Source organism: Rubellimicrobium arenae (assembly GCF_017916275.1).
In the GTDB taxonomy this organism is placed as follows: domain Bacteria; phylum Pseudomonadota; class Alphaproteobacteria; order Rhodobacterales; family Rhodobacteraceae; genus Rubellimicrobium; species Rubellimicrobium arenae.
This window is the reverse complement of record NZ_JAFMST010000009.1, coordinates 166,884-183,219: the sequence shown is the minus strand read 5'-3', so window position 1 is coordinate 183,219 and position 16,336 is coordinate 166,884. Positions and strand designations below refer to the sequence as shown.

Annotated in this window: 17 protein-coding genes; 10 read left to right on the top strand and 7 right to left on the bottom strand. The window is 70.6% G+C overall.

Annotated features, from left to right (window positions below):
* Positions 1-606: 606 nt before the first annotated feature.
* Positions 607-2,037, bottom strand: a complete 1,431-nt coding sequence (locus J3P31_RS15965) for a peptide ligase PGM1-related protein (protein WP_210529475.1) — start codon at positions 2,035-2,037, stop codon at positions 607-609.
* Positions 2,038-2,159: 122 nt separating this feature from the next.
* On the opposite strand from J3P31_RS15965, the gene J3P31_RS15960 reads away from it, so the two are divergent.
* The 6 genes from J3P31_RS15960 (at position 2,160) to J3P31_RS15935 (ending at position 6,966) form a co-directional block, all read left to right on the top strand.
* A complete protein-coding gene (locus tag J3P31_RS15960; protein WP_210529474.1) occupies positions 2,160-2,912 on the top strand; it encodes an NYN domain-containing protein in 753 nt (250 codons plus the stop codon).
* Between the two features lie 39 nt (positions 2,913-2,951).
* Entirely contained in the window at positions 2,952-3,929 is a 978-nt protein-coding gene (gene mbfA / locus J3P31_RS15955; RefSeq protein ID WP_210529473.1) for an iron exporter MbfA, read from the top strand.
* The gene (locus J3P31_RS15950; RefSeq protein ID WP_210529472.1) at positions 3,929-4,372 is read left to right on the top strand and encodes a YaiI/YqxD family protein; all 444 of its coding nucleotides are present in this window, start codon (positions 3,929-3,931) and stop codon (positions 4,370-4,372) included. Before mbfA ends, J3P31_RS15950 begins: the two co-directional genes overlap by 1 nt.
* Before the next feature lie 82 nt (positions 4,373-4,454).
* A complete protein-coding gene (locus J3P31_RS15945) occupies positions 4,455-5,435 on the top strand; it encodes a DMT family transporter (protein WP_210529471.1) in 981 nt (326 codons plus the stop codon).
* The gene (locus tag J3P31_RS15940; protein ID WP_210529470.1) at positions 5,432-6,052 is read left to right on the top strand and encodes an HAD family hydrolase; all 621 of its coding nucleotides are present in this window, start codon (positions 5,432-5,434) and stop codon (positions 6,050-6,052) included. The genes J3P31_RS15945 and J3P31_RS15940 overlap by 4 nt, the downstream gene beginning before the upstream one ends.
* Entirely contained in the window at positions 6,049-6,966 is a 918-nt protein-coding gene (locus J3P31_RS15935; RefSeq protein ID WP_210529469.1) for an ornithine cyclodeaminase family protein, read from the top strand. Before J3P31_RS15940 ends, J3P31_RS15935 begins: the two co-directional genes overlap by 4 nt.
* Positions 6,967-6,969: 3 nt before the next feature.
* Here the strand turns inward: J3P31_RS15935 and J3P31_RS15930 are convergent, their stop codons facing one another.
* Positions 6,970-8,217 carry an MFS transporter gene (locus tag J3P31_RS15930; protein ID WP_210529468.1) on the bottom strand — a complete coding sequence of 416 codons (1,248 nt, stop codon included), beginning with the start codon at positions 8,215-8,217 and terminating at the stop codon, positions 6,970-6,972.
* A 194-nt stretch (positions 8,218-8,411) separates the two neighbouring features.
* On the opposite strand from J3P31_RS15930, the gene J3P31_RS15925 reads away from it, so the two are divergent.
* From J3P31_RS15925 to J3P31_RS15915, 3 genes are read left to right on the top strand one after another with little or no spacing between them, the layout of a single operon-like run.
* On the top strand, positions 8,412-9,308 hold the full coding sequence (locus J3P31_RS15925; RefSeq protein WP_210529467.1) for a 2-dehydro-3-deoxygalactonokinase: 897 nt from the start codon (positions 8,412-8,414) through the stop codon (positions 9,306-9,308).
* The gene (locus J3P31_RS15920) at positions 9,305-9,916 is read left to right on the top strand and encodes a 2-dehydro-3-deoxy-6-phosphogalactonate aldolase (protein WP_210529466.1); all 612 of its coding nucleotides are present in this window, start codon (positions 9,305-9,307) and stop codon (positions 9,914-9,916) included. Before J3P31_RS15925 ends, J3P31_RS15920 begins: the two co-directional genes overlap by 4 nt.
* The gene (locus J3P31_RS15915; RefSeq protein ID WP_210529465.1) at positions 9,913-10,767 is read left to right on the top strand and encodes an SMP-30/gluconolactonase/LRE family protein; all 855 of its coding nucleotides are present in this window, start codon (positions 9,913-9,915) and stop codon (positions 10,765-10,767) included. The genes J3P31_RS15920 and J3P31_RS15915 overlap by 4 nt, the downstream gene beginning before the upstream one ends.
* 130 nt (positions 10,768-10,897) lie before the next feature.
* Here the strand turns inward: J3P31_RS15915 and J3P31_RS15910 are convergent, their stop codons facing one another.
* The 3 genes from J3P31_RS15910 to J3P31_RS15900 all read right to left on the bottom strand — a co-directional run bounded on the left by J3P31_RS15910 (position 10,898) and on the right by J3P31_RS15900 (position 13,968).
* On the bottom strand, positions 10,898-11,485 hold the full coding sequence (locus tag J3P31_RS15910) for an alpha/beta hydrolase (protein ID WP_210529464.1): 588 nt from the start codon (positions 11,483-11,485) through the stop codon (positions 10,898-10,900).
* Positions 11,482-12,414, bottom strand: coding sequence for a ring-cleaving dioxygenase (locus tag J3P31_RS15905; protein ID WP_210529463.1), 933 nt, complete (start codon positions 12,412-12,414; stop codon positions 11,482-11,484). Before J3P31_RS15905 ends, J3P31_RS15910 begins: the two co-directional genes overlap by 4 nt.
* Before the next feature lie 123 nt (positions 12,415-12,537).
* Positions 12,538-13,968: an aldehyde dehydrogenase family protein gene (locus J3P31_RS15900; protein ID WP_210529462.1), complete on the bottom strand. Its 1,431-nt coding sequence runs from the start codon at positions 13,966-13,968 to the stop codon at positions 12,538-12,540.
* Between the two features lie 105 nt (positions 13,969-14,073).
* Between J3P31_RS15900 and J3P31_RS15895 the strand changes: the two genes are divergently transcribed.
* A complete protein-coding gene (locus J3P31_RS15895; RefSeq protein ID WP_210529461.1) occupies positions 14,074-14,727 on the top strand; it encodes a peroxiredoxin in 654 nt (217 codons plus the stop codon).
* Positions 14,728-14,990: 263 nt separating this feature from the next.
* On the opposite strand, the gene J3P31_RS15890 is transcribed toward J3P31_RS15895, so the two are convergent.
* Both J3P31_RS15890 and J3P31_RS15885 read right to left on the bottom strand, forming a co-directional pair.
* Positions 14,991-15,545: a L,D-transpeptidase gene (locus J3P31_RS15890; RefSeq protein WP_210529460.1), complete on the bottom strand. Its 555-nt coding sequence runs from the start codon at positions 15,543-15,545 to the stop codon at positions 14,991-14,993.
* A 116-nt stretch (positions 15,546-15,661) separates the two neighbouring features.
* Positions 15,662-16,321: a L,D-transpeptidase gene (locus tag J3P31_RS15885; protein WP_210529459.1), complete on the bottom strand. Its 660-nt coding sequence runs from the start codon at positions 16,319-16,321 to the stop codon at positions 15,662-15,664.
* Between the last annotated feature and the right edge of the window lie 15 nt (positions 16,322-16,336).

Below are 16,336 nucleotides of genomic sequence, written 5' to 3'. Positions count from 1 at the left end.
ATGATCACCCACACCATGCCGCTCGAAGAGATCAACCACGGCTTCGACCTCATGCGCCGCGGCGAAAGCGTCCGCGGCGTCGTGGTGTATTGATCTCTGCTCTCGGCCTCGCCGCCCTCCTGCTTGGCAGCCTGGCCTGGGAGCCGTCCGCTGCCCCCCCCCAGGCCGCATTGGTCCAGGGGGGTGACGGTCGCGCATCCCGACCCAGAGCCCCAAGGTGGTCCGGCGGTCCTCCGCGTCGATGGCGGCGGCTGGAAGGTGCAGGCTTCGTCGGTCGAGCTTTCAGCACGGCTGGTGGAGGCGGATCAGGGCGCCTTCGGCGTGGAAGTGCAACTGGCACCCCGGGCCGCGCTGGGGCTCCATGCGGTGACGACCTCGGGCCAGGGCGGCACGACCCAGATCCGGATCTGTGGGATGGTCGCCTCGCAGCCCATCATGTGGGATCCCATTGTCGACGGCCGCCTCATGATCCCGGGCGCCGCGACGCGCGCCGAGGCGGAAGCCTGGAGGGCCAGCCTCTCCGGAGAGCTGCCCTGCTCCGGGCAGGCCGGAGGCGCCCAGCCGTCCGGCCTTCATGATGTCGCGATCATGACGGGCGGTTGGGCGTCATCCGCCCACCGCCGCCGCGATCCCGCTCATCAGCGCCTCGGCCTCGGCGGCGTCATGTCCGATGGCCACAGCCGCAAAGCGACCGTCGATGGCGAGGCCCGACAGCATCAGCAGCACCACCCCGATCCCCGACTCCGGGTCGAACTGCAGCCCGGCCTCGCGCACCCGCCCGATGACTTGGGCCGGAGGCAGGCCGACCCAGGCCGGGTCCATGACGTTGTCGTTGCCCACATAGGCCCGCGTGCCGCCCGAATCGGCCTGCCAGCTTCCGGTCGCGGCGTCGTAGCGGCCGGGCACGAGGTTCCGGAGGCAGGCATAGGGATGGGTGGTGCCACCCTTCCGGAGATTGATCTCCAGCGCGACGACCTGCCAGCCGCCTTTGTTCTGCACTGCCGCGAAATCCAGCGCAAAGCGGCCGATCGCCCCGGCGCGGGCCAGCGCCTCGCCCACGCGGCGTCCATGCTCGGCCAGTTCGGGCGCATAGGCCGGATCGGCCGGGAAGCGGCAGCCGACATAGACCTGCCCGTCATCGCCGCCCAGGACCTGCTCATGGGTGGCCAGCACCTCAACGGTGCCGTCGGGCAGGAGGTCCACTTGCACGGACGGCGAGGTGAAGCGGTCGCCCGTGACCATCTCCTCGACGATGCCACCCTTGGCCATCTCCTCCCAGTAGGCCGGGCCGAAGGCCTCCAGCCGCTCGCGCAGCGTGCCCTCGTCGGGGCTGTCCGACAGGTCCACCACGCGATTGCCGTCCCCGGCGGCGCTGTCGTCATGCTTGACGATGACGCGGGCCAGCCCGGGGTCCTCGGCCTGCATGGCCTGGATCGCGTCCACCGCATCCTCGACGCCCTGCAGGTCCTCCCGGCCCGCGGGCAGCGGCACGCCCGCCCCGCGCATGAGCCGCCGCCCCGCCCCCTTGAACCCCAGCGACCATAGCGCGGGGTCCGAGCCGTTGACCGGCACGCCCAGTTCCAGCGCGAGCCGGGCCTCGGCCTCGGTGACGTTCCAGGGCTCGAGAAAGGCCGGACGGCCGCCGATCCGGTCGCGGATGGCGGCGATCAGGTCGGGGCGGTCGAGCAGCTTCTCGGCCACGCCTCGGGTCGAGGTATCGCCCAGGGCGACGACATGGAACCGCGCGCGGGCGTCGCCGCCCGGGGGCAGGAGGGATGCGCAGTAATCCAGCACCTCCTCCGAGGGCGCCAGCGTGCTGACATAGATGACCTCGGCGTTCGGGATGCGGTGAAGGAAGAAGAAGGAGGCCAGGTAGCGGTGCTCCAGCGCGGGCAGGCGGGGGCCGTAATGGGCCAGCACGGCCTCCCCCAGGCTCAGCGAGGGCAGGACCACCACCACATGCGGCCAGGTCTGCCCGGGCCGGTTCAGCGCCACCGCCCGGTTCAGCGACGCCTGCAGCGTATCGAAGCCCTGCAACGAACCCTCCGCTTGGGTGTTTCATGCCAAGGCTAGCGTGACCGCCCGTCCCGGCGAGGGGAGGTGCCCTTTCCCCCGCCGCCCGGTTGGGGCAGTGTCGCGCCCGACCCGAGGAGGCACACATGCCCGAACACGACCGTCCGCTCCTTGCCGTGCTGATCGACGCGGACAACACCTCGCCCCGTTACGCCGGCGCCATCTTCGAGGAGATCGCGGCCATCGGGGAGGCCAGCGTCCGCCGCTGCTACGGCGACTTCTCCTCGCAGCAGATGGCGGGGTGGAACAAGGTCCAGGCCGAGCATGGGCTCGTGCCGCTCCATTCGCCGGCCTACACGGTCGGCAAGAACTCCTCGGACATCTCCCTCGTCATCGACGCGATGGACCTGATGCACACGGGGCGCTTCGACGGCTTCGTGCTGGTGTCGTCCGACAGCGACTTCACGCGGCTGGCCTCCCGCATCCGGGAGCAGGGGCTCGATGTCTATGGCATCGGCCAGCAGAAGACGCCCGAGGCCTTCCGGCGCGTCTGCAAGCGGTTCATCTTCATCGAGAACCTGGGCGGCAGCTCGCCCAAGCCCACGCCTCCCGGCGAGAAGCCCGCCCCTGCGGAGGTGGCGCCTCCGCCGCCGGCTGCACCGCCCAAGGCTCCGCTGACCGAGGCGCGGGACATCATCCTGCGGGCCATGGACGCCATCGACCAAGAGGAGGAGTGGTACGCCTTGGGCCCCCTGGGCCAGTACATCACGGCAGCCAATCCGGACTTCGACACCCGGACCTACGGGCGCAAGAAGCTGTCGGACCTCGTGCAGGACCTCAAGATCTTCGAAACGAAGCGCGGGGCAGCGAACCAGCTCCTGATCCGGCGGCTCGACTGAGGGGTTGCCAGTTCTTAGAATGGTTCTAAGAATTCGCCCATGCTGAGCCGCTTCTCCTCCCGCCGCCATTTCGACGACCTGTCCGAGCAGGAAATCCTCGCTCTCGCCATCTCGTCCGAGGAGGACGACGCCCGCATCTACCGGATGTTCGCGGCCAAGCTGCGCGAGGAGTTCCCCGCCTCCGCCGCCGTCTTCGATGGCATGGCCGAGGAGGAGGACGGTCACCGCTCCCGCCTGATCGAGATGTTCCGGTCCCGCTTCGGCGAGGTGATCCCCCTGATCCGGAGGGAGCACGTCGCGGGCTACTACGCGCGGCAGCCCGTCTGGCTGGAGCCCGACCTGGGCCTCGACCGCATCCGGGCCGTGGCGCACCAGATGGAGGAGGCCGCGGGCAAGTTCTACCTTGCCGCCGCGCAGCGGACGACCGACGCGCGGACCCGCGACCTCCTGGGCGCGCTCGCGCAGGCCGAGGCCGGGCACGAGAAGCGGGCCGATGCGCTGGAAGCGCAGCACCTGACCGACGACGTGCGCGAGGCCGAGGACGCGGGCGCGCGGCGGCAGTTCATCCTGACCTGGGTGCAGCCGGGCCTTGCAGGCCTCATGGACGGGTCGGTGTCCACGCTGGCGCCGATCTTCGCCACCGCCTTCGCCACCGAGAACACGATGACCACCTTCCAGGTCGGCCTCGCGGCCTCGGTCGGCGCGGGCATCTCCATGGGCTTCACCGAGGCCGCGCACGATGACGGCGTGATCTCGGGGCGCGGCTCGCCATGGAAGCGGGGGCTGGCGTCCGGCGTGATGACGGCGCTGGGGGGCCTGGGGCACGCGCTCCCGTACCTGATCCCGCATTTCTGGACCGCGACGACCGTCGCCATGATCGTCGTCTTCGTGGAGCTTTGGGCCATCGCATGGATCCAGAACCGCTTCATGGAAACCCCCTTCCTGCGGGCGACCTTCCAGGTGGTGCTGGGCGGCGCGCTCGTCTTCGCGGCGGGCGCCCTGATCGGGGGCGGCTGATGGCGGCGCTGTTCATTGATGCCGATGCCTGCCCGGTAAAGGCCGAGGCCTTGCGCGTGGGCCTGCGCCACGGCGCCCGGGTGGTGATGGTGTCAAACGGCGGCATCCGCCCCTCGGCCTATCCGGGGGCCGAGGTGGTCGTGGTCTCCGAAGGCGCCGATGTTGCCGACATGTGGATCGCGGAGCGGGTGCAGCCCGGCGACGTGACCGTCACCTCGGACCTTCCGCTGGCCGCCCGTGTGATCGAGGCCGGGGGCACGGTGGTCAAGCCCAACGGCGAAGCGCTGACGGCGCGCAACATCGGCCCCGCGCTCGCCGCCCGCGATCTTGCCGCCGACCTTCGCGCGGCGGACCCGTTCCGGCAGGGTGGAGGGCGGGCCTTCTCGAACGCCGACCGGAGCCGATTCCTCGACGCCCTGGACCGGGCACTGCGGAGCCGTTGACGCTGGGGGAAGGCGCGGAGCCGCAGGCCCGTGTCGGTGACGGAACAGACCGAAGCGGTTGGGCGGCCCAAGGGTCGCGCCCATGTCCAGCCAGCGCACGGCCCTTTGGGGCCTCCTCTTCGCCCTTGGGGGCAGCCTTGTCCTGTCGGTGAACGACATGGCGGTGAAGGCGCTTTCCGACGGGTATCCGCTCCATGAGGTCGTGCTGACCCGGTCCATCATCGGGATCGGGGTCGTGCTGGCGCTGCTGGCCTATGCGCATGGCCCTCGGTCTGTCTGGACCGGCATCCGCACGCGCCGCCCCGGGCTCCATGCCCTGCGGGTCCTTTGCGTCCTGAGCAGCAACATCTTCTACTTCCTCGGACTGGCGGCGCTGCCCCTGGCCGACGGCGTGGCCATCTTCTTCGTCGCGCCCCTGATCCTCACCGCCCTATCCGTCCCGCTCCTCGGGGAACGGGTCGGCCCACGCCGCTGGGCGGCGGTCGGCGCCGGCCTCCTGGGGGTGATCGTGATGATGCGGCCCGGGGCCGGGGCGATCCAGCCCGCGGCGCTGCTCGTGCTCGGGTCGGCCCTGGCCTATGCCCTGATGCACATCCAGACGCGGCGCATGGCCGCCACCGAGGGGGCGCTCGCCATGAGCTTCTGGACGCAGGTGGGCTTCATCGCCCTGTCCTGCCTCATGGGCCTCACGGTCGGGGACGGCCACCTGGGCGGGAGCGGCAACGCCTCGCTCGCGTTCCTGCTGCGGGGCTGGACCTGGCCTGCGCTGGCGGACTGGCCGCTGTTCCTGGCCACGGGGCTTGCCGTGTCGACCGGCGGGATCATGATCGCCCAGGCGTACCGGCTGTGCGAGGCGGGGCTGGTCGCCCCCTTCGAATACGTGGGCATCCCCATGGCGGTGCTCTGGGGCGTGCTGATCTTCGGGCAATGGCCGGACGCGACCGCCTGGACGGGGATTGCGCTCATCATGGGGGCGGGGCTCTATGTGCTCTGGCGCGAGATGCGCCTGGGCCGCGCCATCGCGGCCGAGCCCTCGGGCGGAGCAATGGAGGAAAGCCGGTGACGGTTCAGGCGGTCGTGTTCGACATCGGCAACGTGCTGATCGAGTGGAATCCCGAACGGTTCTATGACCGCGTGGTGGGCGAGCCGCGCCGCCGTGCCCTGTTCGAGGCCGTGGCGCTTCATGCCATGAACGAGCGGGTGGACCTGGGCTCGGTCTGGGAGGACGAAGTGTCCGCGCTGGCCCGCGAGCATCCCGAATGGGCCGGGGAGATCAACCACTGGCATCACCGCTGGATCGAGATGGCGAGCCCCGAGATCCCGCAGTCCGTCCGCCTGCTGCGCGCGCTCCGGGCCAAGGGCGTCCCTGTCTTCGCGCTGAGCAATTTCGGGCGCGAGACCTTTGCCGAGGCCCTGCGCCATTACCCGTTCCTGACCGAGTTCGATCGGGCCTTCGTGTCGGGCCACCTGCGGCAAGCCAAGCCCGAGCCCGCCATCTATGAGACCCTCGAGCGGGAGACCGGGGTCGCGCCCGCCGCGCTCCTGTTCACGGACGACCGGGCCGACAACATCGCCACCGCCGCCGGCCGCGGCTGGGGCACCCATCTGTTCGACGGCCCCCAGGCCTTTGCCGAACGCCTTGTGGCCGAGGGCCTGCTGACCGCCGCCGAAGCGGCATGAGCGTCGACCTGATCTCCTTCGTGGAGGGCGAGGCCGCGCTGGACTGGATGGGCGTGACGCGGGCCATCGCCGAGGGGCATCGGCGGGGCCGCCCGGTCCTGGAGGACGTGATCCTGCGGCGCGGGGCGGACACGCTGCTCAACCGGTCGGCCTGGATCGACGGGCTGGGGATCGCCGTCAAGGTGGCCACCGTGTTCCCGGGCAATGCCACGGCCGGCCGGCCCACCATCGACGGAGCGGTCAACCTCATGTCCGACGAGGACGGCACGCTCGAGGCCGTCCTCGACTTCGCGCTCGTGACCAAGTGGAAGACGGCGGGCGACTCGCTCCTTGGGGCGCTGAGGCTGGCGCGTCCGGAGTCGCGGAACATCCTGATCGTCGGGGCCGGAACCGTGGGGGGCACGCTGGTCGACGCCTACCGGGCCGGATTTCCGGAGGCGCGCGTCACCGTCTGGAACCGCAGCCCCGCCAAGGCCGAAGCGCTGGCCGCCGTGCGTCCGGGCCTCAGCGTCGCCACGGATCTTTCGGCGGCTGTGCGCGAGGCCGACATCATCGCCAGCGCCACGATGTCCACCGCGCCGGTCCTGCGCGGCGACTGGCTGCGGCCGGGCCAGCACCTTGACCTGATCGGCGCCTATCGGCCCGACATGCGCGAAGCCGACGACGCGGCGCTGGGCCGCGCGCGGCTCTTCTGCGACTCGCGCAGGACGGCGGGGGAGACGGGAGAGTTCCTGATTCCCACCGCCGCCGGCGTCATCGGGCCAAACAGCATCGTCGCCGACCTTTATGAGGCCGACGCGATGCGCCGTGGTTCGGATGACGAGATCACGCTGTTCAAGAACGCCGGCGGGGCCCACCTCGACCTGATGGTAAGCCGCCACATCCTGAACGCTTGGCGGGCCGCCCGCGCCTGAGCCCTATTCGGCCGGGACTGCCGCCACGGGGCGCGCGACCTCTCGGATCGGCAGGTGAACGACCGCGCTGAAGGCGCCCACGCCGACGCCGATCCACCAGACCGCGTCGTAGCTGCCGAAGGCGTCATACAGCCGCCCACCCAGCCAGACGCCGACGAAGGCGCCGATCTGGTGGCTCAGGAACACGATGCCGTAAAGCGTGCCCATGTAGCGCAGGCCATACAGGTGCGCGACGAGGCCCGAGGTCAGCGGCACGGTGGCGAGCCACAGCGACCCCATCACCGCCGAGAACACCAGCACCGTGGTCGGCGTCATCGGCGTCAGGATGAACCAGGCCGCCGCGAGGGTGCGCCCGGTATAGACCCCGGCCAGCAGGTACTTCTTGGTGTAGCGCTTGCCGAGCCAGCCCGCGACCAGCGTCCCCGCGATGTTGCCCAGCCCGATGATCGAGATGGCGACCGCCCCCAGCGCGCTCGTCGTGGTGATCCCGAGGCTGGCCAGCAGGCCTCCGGCCATGATCGGGCCGCAGCTTTCGGCGATGAAGGCCGGAAAATGCGCGGTGATGAAGGCGAGCTGGTAGCCGCAGGAGAAGAAGCCCAGGAAGATGAGCGCAAAGCTCGGGTCGCGCAGCGCGCCCAGCACGGCGGCGCCCATGCTGTCCTGCAACTCGGCCCGGGAGGCCGGGGCGGGCGTCCGCATCCAGGGCAGCACCACCAGCACGGCCAGGATGATCGCCGCGAACACCAGGAACACGCCCTGCCAGGGCATCAGCGCCAGAAGCCCCTCGGCCAGCGGCGGCCCCAGCACCTGCCCGGCGGACCCGGCAGCGGTGACGATGGCCAGCGACATGGAGCGGTTCTCGGTCGAGGACGCCCGGCCCACGACGGCCAGCACGACGCCGAAGCCGGTCCCGGCGATGCCCAGGCCCACCAGCACCTCGTAGATCTGGTGCTGGATCGGCAGCGTCGCGCCCGCCGACAGCACGAGGCCCGCCGCATAGACCAGCGCCCCGATGATGATCGCCTTGCGGTCGCCGATCTTCTCGGCCACCGCGCCGAAGAGCGGCTGCCCGAAGCCCCAGGCCAGGTTCTGGATCGCGATGGCGAGCGAGAACTCGGCCCGCGGCCACCCGAACTCCTCCGCGATGGGGAGCTGGAAGACCCCGAAGGCGGAGCGGAGCGCGAAGCTCACCAGGGTGACGAGGCATCCGGCAATGAGAACGGGCGTGAGAAGGGACGAACGCTGGGTCATGTGAATCCCTGGGCGCGCCGGGGCTGCCCTGTCAATCACCGATCTCGTGCGGCGGGCCATCACGGTTCGCGATCCCCCGCCCTTGCCTTTCCATGTCCGCCGCCCAACTGTGCGCCCGACCGGGGCGAGGACCGGGGGCGCGTGCCTCCCGCGAACCGCCCCCTGGCGCAAGAGCAGTGGAAAGGCGGGGGCTCATGACGGAAAGGCCCGACTGGATCGCGGTCGACTGGGGCACATCGAACGTCCGGGCCTGGGCCATGACGGCCGAAGGCGCCGTGCGGGCCGAGGCGACCTCGGACAAGGGCATGGGCAAGCTTTCGCCCCCGGACTACGAGCCCGCGCTTCTGGACATGATCGGCGGCTGGCTGGACCGCGGCCCGACCCGTGTCGTGGCCTGCGGCATGGTGGGGGCCAGGCAGGGCTGGGTCGAGGCGCCCTACGCCCGCGTCCCCGGCCACCCGCTGCCTGCCGGGCTGACCCTCGCCCCGACCACCACGCCCGGCCTGTCCTTCGGCATCATCCCCGGCCTCGCCCAGTCCGATCCCGCCGACGTCATGCGCGGCGAGGAAACCAAGGTCGCGGGCTTCCTTGCCCTCAATCCCGGCTGGGACGGCACGCTGCTGCTGCCCGGCACGCATCCCAAGTGGATCAGCGTCAGCGCGGGCGAGATCGTGGCCTTTCGCACCTCGCTCACGGGGGAGGTCTTCGCGGCCCTGTCGGGCCACACGGTCCTGCGCCACAGCGTCACCAGCGACGACTGGGATCAGGCGGCGTTCCTGTCCGGCGTGGCCGAAGGGCTTGCCCGGCCCGAGGCGCTGATGAACCGCCTGTTCGCCCTCCGCGCCGAGTCGCTGCTCAGCGGCCTCCAGCCACCCGCTGCCAAAGCTCGGCTGTCGGGGCTGCTGATCGGGACGGATCTGGCCGGCGCGCGGGGCTGGTGGCTGGGGGCCCGCGTCGCGCTGATGGGCGCGGGAGAGCTCATGGACACCTGGCGCGCTGCGCTGCAAGCCCAGGGCGTCGCGCCCGAGGAGGCCGACGCCACGCAGGCCACGCTCGCGGGCCTCACCGAAGCCTGGAGGAGAAGCCAATGAGCCGTCCCATCATCGCCATCCTGCGCGGGATCACCCCGCCCGAGGCCGTCCCCGTCGGCGAGGCCCTCGTGGAGGCCGGGATCACCACCATCGAGGTGCCGCTGAACTCGCCCGAGCCCTTCGTGTCGATCGGGAACATGGTCCGGGTGCTGGGCGACCGCGCCACCGTCGGGGCCGGGACGGTGCTGACCACCGAGGACGTGGGCTTCGTGCGCGAGGTCGGCGGCCAGATCATCGTGTCGCCCAACTGCGACCCGGAGGTCATCCGCGCCACCCGCGCCGCCGGGATGGAAAGCTGGCCGGGCGTGATGACGCCCACCGAATGCTTCGCCGCGCTCAAGGCCGGGGCCACGGGCCTGAAGATCTTCCCGGGCAGCCTGCTCGGCCCCGAGGGGCTCAGGGCGATCCGGGCGGTGCTGCCCAAGGGGACGCTGGTCTATGGCGTCGGCGGGGCCAGCGCCGACAACTTCGCGGCCTGGATCAAGGCCAGCGCCGACGGCTTCGGCATCGGCACCGCGCTCTACACCCCCGGCCTGTCGGCGGCCGAGGTGGGCGAGAGGGCGCGCAGGATCGTTGCGGCCTTCGACGCCGCCAGGGAGGGAGCATGACGACGGCACGGGTTCACGACCAGACGGTCTGCCTTCTGGGCGAGGGGGCGCTCTGGCACCCCGAGCGGCAGGAGCTGCTTTGGTTCGACATCCTGGGGCGGACGCTCTTCGTGGGCGACCGGCGCCACCGCCTGACCGAACTCAGCTCCGCCGCGGGCTGGATCGACCGCGACACGGTGCTGATGGCGCAGAAGGGGGCGCTCGTCCGCTTCGACCTGGCCCGCGGAACCGGCGAGACGATCGCGGGCTTGGAGGAGTCGAACCCCGCCGTCCGGTCCAACGACGGGCGCGCGGACCCCTGGGGCGGTTTCTGGATCAGCACCATGGGACTGAAGGCCGAGCCGGAGGCCGGCGCCATCTGGCGCTACTGGAAGGGCGAGGTCCGGCAGATCGTGCCCAAGGTGCAGATTCCGAATGCCATCTGCTTCGATCCCGAAGGCACTCATGTCGTCTACACCGACACGGAGACCCAGATCGTCTGGCGGCAGGCCCTGTCTGACGCGGATGGCTTCCCGACCGGCGAACGGGAGCAGGTCCTCGACCTGCGGGGGACGGACCTTTTCCCCGACGGAGCGGTCTTCGACGCCGATGGCCACCTGTGGATCGCGTTCTGGGGGGCGGGCAAGGTCATCGGATACGGCCGTGACGGCCAGCCCGTGGACGAGTTCTCCATCCCTGCCCGACAGAGCACCTGTCCCGCGTTCGGCGGCGAGGGGCTGTCCACGCTCTTCGTGACCTCGGCCGCGGCTGGCATCCCGCAGGAGGAGCTTGCCGTCACGCCCGAGACGGGCCGCACCTTTGCCGTGGAGACGGGATTCCGGGGCGTGCCCGAGCCGAAGGTCGTGCTGTGATCCAGGCGCCTCGGGCTGCCTCCTCGGGGGCCGGGGCGGTGAAGCGTCCGATCCCGCCCGTCCCACCCTGTCGCGCGTTCCCCGCTGATCGCGGGCCTGCCGCCGGCCCGCCAGGGGCCGGCTGGCGTATCTAGGCCAGGAATCCCTGCACGGCCTGCCATTCGGACGGCGCGATCTCGTGCCCCCCGCCATGCCAGTGCAATGTGACCTGCGCCCCTTGGCTTTCCAGCCAGTCCGACAGGCGCATGGTCAGCTGCGGCGGGCAGATCGGGTCGCGCTGCCCGGCCGTGATCAGCACGCGACGCCCTTCCAGGCCCGACGCGTCCGGAGGCGTGAAGGGGATCAGCGGATGAAGGAGCACGGCCTCCGTGAACAGGTCGGGCCGCGCCGCCACCACCGAAGCGAGGATGTTCGCGCCGTTCGAATAGCCCAGGCCCACGACCCGGCTCGCGCCCGTCCGGGCGATCTCGGTGGCGACGAACCCGGCCATGTCCACCGTGCGCCGCTCCAGGTCCTCCATGTCGTAGACGCCCTCGCGCGTGCGGCGGAAGTAACGGAGCATCCCGTGCTCGTTCACCTCGCCCCGGGGCGACACGACATGCGCCCCGGGCAGAAGCTGCGGGCCGATCCCGTGGAACTGCTGCTCGTTCCCCCCGGTGCCATGGAAGGTCAGGAGGAGCGGAGCGCCGTGTCCGCCCTCCGTCCGCGCCGCGATCATGCCACGCCCTCGATGGGCTCGAGGTGGCGGACCAGCTGGTCGCGCAGATGCGCGTGCTGGCGGGGTAGCTTGAGGCTGGTGCCCAGCGTCTCGGCGGATTCGTCGCGCGTGAAGCCGGGCTCGTCGGTCGCCACCTCGAACAGGACGCCGCCAGGGCTGCGGAAGTAGATCGCCCAGAAATAGTCCCGGTCGATGGAGGGCGTCGCCTGGAACCCGGCCTGCGCCAGCTCGCGCCGGACCTCCGCCTGCGTGGCTCTGTCGGCGACGGAGAAGGCGACGTGGTGCACCGATCCGGCGCTCTGGACGGCGGGCCGGGCGGCCGGATCCTCATGGAGGTCCACGACCTGCGCCCCGTTGCCGGCGGCCAGTCGCATCCGCGTCACGCCGCCTTCGCGCCCGGCCTCCTCGTAGCCCATCAGCTCCAGCAGCTCGGCCGTGGACCGCGCCTCCCGCAGGGTGAGCGTGACGGAGTGGAAGCCGCGCACCGCGATGTCCTCGGCGACACCGTTCCCCGTCCAGGGCAGCCGCGCATCGCCCGGAGCCTCGACCAGGGCGAGGCTCTCTCCATCCGGTCCCTCCACCAGGAGGCGCTCCTCTCCGAGGAACGTCTCCCGGGTGGTGGGGCCCAGGGGGGCCAGGCGGTCCTCCCAGGCGCCCAGGCTTCCGACCGGCACGGCGAAGGCGGTCAGCGACGCCTCGCCGGTGCCACGGCGGCCCCGCGCCGCATTGGGGAATGGGAAGGAGGTCATGACCGACCCCGGCCGTCCCAGCTCGTCACCGAAATACAGGTGATACACGTCCGGAGCGTCGAAATTCACCGTGGTCTTGACCCGGCGCAGGCCCAGGGCCTGGGTGTAGAAGGCGTTGTTGGCCGATGCCCGCGACGCCAGCATGGTCACGTGGTGCAGGCCGTTGATCTTGTCCGTCATCGCATCCTCCGCGATTGCCCGGCGCAGACATGGCGCACGGGGCGAGGCAACCCAATTCCCTCCCCCCGAACGCGATCTGTGCGGGAATGCGAAGCTGCGCGCCTGGTTCCCTCGGCCGGATCGTCACCAGCCCGAGATGGCCTTCACCTCCAGGAACTCCTCGATGCCCCAGGTGCCGCCCTCGCGTGCGCGGCCCGAGGCCTTGGTGCCGCCGAAGGGCGCGCCCCGTCCGCGCGACACGCCGTTCATCTCCACCATGCCCGACTTGAGCTGCCGCGCGAGGCGGTGCCGCCGCGCCTCGTCCTGGGTCTGGACATAGTTGGTCAGGCCGTAATCGGTGTCGTTGGCGATCCGCAGCGCCTCCTCCTCGGTGTCGAAGGGCATCATCGCCAGGACGGGTCCGAAGACCTCGATCCTCTCGATGCTCATGCCAGGCTGCACGTCGGCAAAGACCGTGGGCCGGACGAAGAAGCCGCGGTTCAGGTGCTCGGGCCGCCCCGGGCCGCCCGCGACCAGACGCGCGCCCTCCTCGATCCCCTTCTGGATCAGGCCCTGCACGTGCTCCCATTGGCGGGCGTTCACGACGGGGCCGATGTGAGGCCCGCGCTCTGAGGCCGGCCCCACCCTGGTCGCCTCGGCCACCCCGCGGGCGATCTCGACGGCCTGCTCATAGAGCGGCCGCTCCACCAGCATCCGCGAGGGCGCGTTGCAGCTTTGGCCCGTATTGTCCATCACATCGCGCACGCCGCGTTCCACCGCCTTGGCGTCCGCGTCGGCGAAAACGAGGTTCGCGCCCTTGCCGCCCAATTCGAGCGTGACGCGCTTGAAGCTGTCGGCGGCCGCGACCGTGATGGCCCGCCCGGCGCGGGTCGAGCCCGTGAAGGAGATCATCTCCACGTCCGGATGCGTCGACAGCCGCGTTCCCGCGCCTGCGCCGTCGCCCTGGATCATGTTGAACACGCCCGGGGGCACGCCCGCCGCCTCCAGCATCTCGGCCACGACCACGGCGGACAGCGGCGCCTGCTCGGATGGCTTGAGCACCGAGGTGCAGCCCGCCAGCAGCGCCGGGATGACCTTGAGCGCGATCTGGTTCCCGGGCCAGTTCCACGGCGTGATGAGGCCGACGACGCCGATGGGCTCCTGCGAGATCCGCGTCCGCGGCGCCTGCGGCCCAAGCGGACGCAGCCATTCGATGCCGTCGAAGGCGGTCAGGAAGTTCTCCAGATGCCACGAGAAGGCGGGCGCCTGCTCGGACAGGGCGAAGTCGATGGGCGCGCCCATCTCGAGCGAGATCGCTTGGGCGAAGTCGCGCTCGCGCCGGCGGTACTGGGCCAGGATGCGCTCGACGACGGCCCTGCGCTCCTTGGGGTCGGTGGCGGACCAGCCGGGCAGGGCGGCCTTGGCGGCGGCCACTGCCGCGTCCACGTCCCTGGGGCCGGCCAGCATGATCGCGACCGCCTCCTCCTCGGTCGAGGGGTCGATGACGACGTGCTCGCGCCCATCCTGCGAATCGACCCAGGACCCATCGATGTAGAAGCGCTTCGTTTCGATCATTTCGTTCTCCCGGGCCCTGTGGCGCGTCTCTGGTGCGGTGACTATATTGACCCGGCCCGCGCCGGGCCAAGTCCGGGCGGCGACATGACTCTGGGGAGCCACGACATGGGCCTGCGCATCAACGACACCATCCCGAACCTGACGGTCGAAACCGATCAGGGCACGATCCACCTGCACGACTGGGTCGGCGACTCCTGGGCGGTGATCTTCAGCCATCCCAAGGATTTCACCCCGGTCTGCACCACCGAGTTCGGGGCCGTGGCCCGGCTCGATGACGAATGGAAGAAGCGTGGCGTGAAGGTGCTGGGCATCTCGGTCGACGGCGTGGAGGATCACGTCCGCTGGAAGGAAGACATCAGGATCGCCGGCAGCGCCGAGCCGACCTTCCCCATCGCGGCCGACAAGGACCTGCAGGTCTCCAAGGCCTTCGACATGCTCCCGGCCGAAGCCTACCTGCCGGACGGCCGCACCCCGAACGACACCGCGACGGTGCGTTCGGTGTTCATCATCGGGCCGGACAAGAAGCTGAAGCTGTCCATGACCTATCCGATGACGGTGGGGCGCAACTTCTCGGAGATCCTGCGCGCGGTCGATGCGCTGCAGGCCTCGGTGAAGAATGGGGTCGCGACCCCGGCCGACTGGAAGCCCGGCGACGACGTCATCATCCCGGTCGCCGTGTCGAACGACGACGCCAAGGCCAGGTTCGGCGACTTCGAGACGGTCCTGCCCTATCTGCGCAAGGCCAAGCTTCCGGCCTGACCCGTGGACGACGGGGGCGGTCGGGCGACCTGGTTCGCCCGGCCTGCAAGACCAGGACCTGCCGCACGGGGGCGTCATCAAGGTCGGGACACCCTGCGTCCGGCATCGCTGACGTCCTGTGGCCCTGGTCGGGACACCTTGGCTGAAGACCGGCCTGCGTCAGGCGCCCTGATCGACCTGGCGTCGCCGGGGCGCCGCACCTGCCGGTCGGGCTGCCCGGGGCGGGTGCCCACCATCCACGCGGTGACGGACCGCCGCGACCTTCAGGTGGCCGTGACCCAGGTTCCCACCGGAACCCGGTCGTAGAGATCGATCATGTGCTCGTTGATGAGCCGCACGCAGCCCGAGGAGAAGCTCTGCCCCATGGTCCAGGGCTGCGGGGTGCCATGGATGCGGAACAGCGTGTCGCGGCTGTCCTGGTAAAGGTAAAGGGCCCGCGCGCCGAGCGGGTTCATCGCGTGCCCGCCGGGCAGACCCTCCCGGTAGGGGCCATAGACGTGGGGCTCGTAGGCGATCATCTCGGCCGTGGGGCGCCACGAGGGCCATTCGGCCTTGCGGGCGATGTAGGCCTGCCCCATGAACTGCCGCCCGGCCGCGCCGACCGCGATCTTGTAGCGTCGCGCCATCCCGTCCCCGAGCGTGAGGTAAAGCCAGGTGTCGGCCACGTCGACGTAGATCTGCCCGGCGGGCACGCCGGACTGGATCTTCACGTCCCTGGGCACCCAGTTGCGCGGAATTCTCACCACCTGCTGGGCCAGTGCGGGCGCGGCCAGCAGGCTCGCCGCCGCGGCGGCGATGAAGCTTCTGCGAGTCGTCATGAGGCTGTTCCTCGGTTTTTCTGCTCGACTCCGAGTTTACCACGACGTCATGCCAAGGGCCGCAGAGTCGCCTCCGCGGCCCTCAAGTTTTCCGGGACCGTGTCCGAATCGCGCGATCAGTAGGCGTAGGCGCGCGCGCCGAGCGGGACCCGGTTGTAGAGGTCGATCACATGGCTGTTGTACATCCGGAAGCAGCCGTTCGACGCCTGATGGCCGATCGAGGTGGGGTCGGTCGTGCCATGGATGCGGATCGCCGTGTCAAGGTCGCCCTGGAAGAAGTACAGCGCCCGCGCGCCCAGCGGATTGTCCGGGCCGCCGGGCATCCCGTCGGCGTACTTGGCGTAACGCTCCGGATGGCGGGCGATCATGTCGTTGGTGGGACGCCAGGACGGCCACTCTACCTTCCGGCCGATCACGGCCTGGCCGCGCCAGCCCAGCCCTTCCTGGCCCACGGCAACGCCGTAGCGGATCGCGTAGTCGCCGGGCAGGATGAAATAAAGCTGATAGCTCTGGGTGACGATGTGGATGTCGTTGGGCACCAGACCCGGCGCGACCTGGACCACCCGGGCCCGGAACCGCTCGGGGATCTCGTAGTCGCCGTCGAAGTCGGGGGGCAGCGTCAGCGAGGCCTGCACGGCCTGCGGCCCGATATCGAGCCGGAGCGGGCCCGGATCCTCGATCAGGGGGGCCTGGGCGGAAACAAGCTGCTGCGCAGCGGCCTGGCCGGCTGCGAGAGCCAGCGCCGAGCCGGCGATGAAATGGCGACGGGTCAACATGCGTGAGGTCCTTGA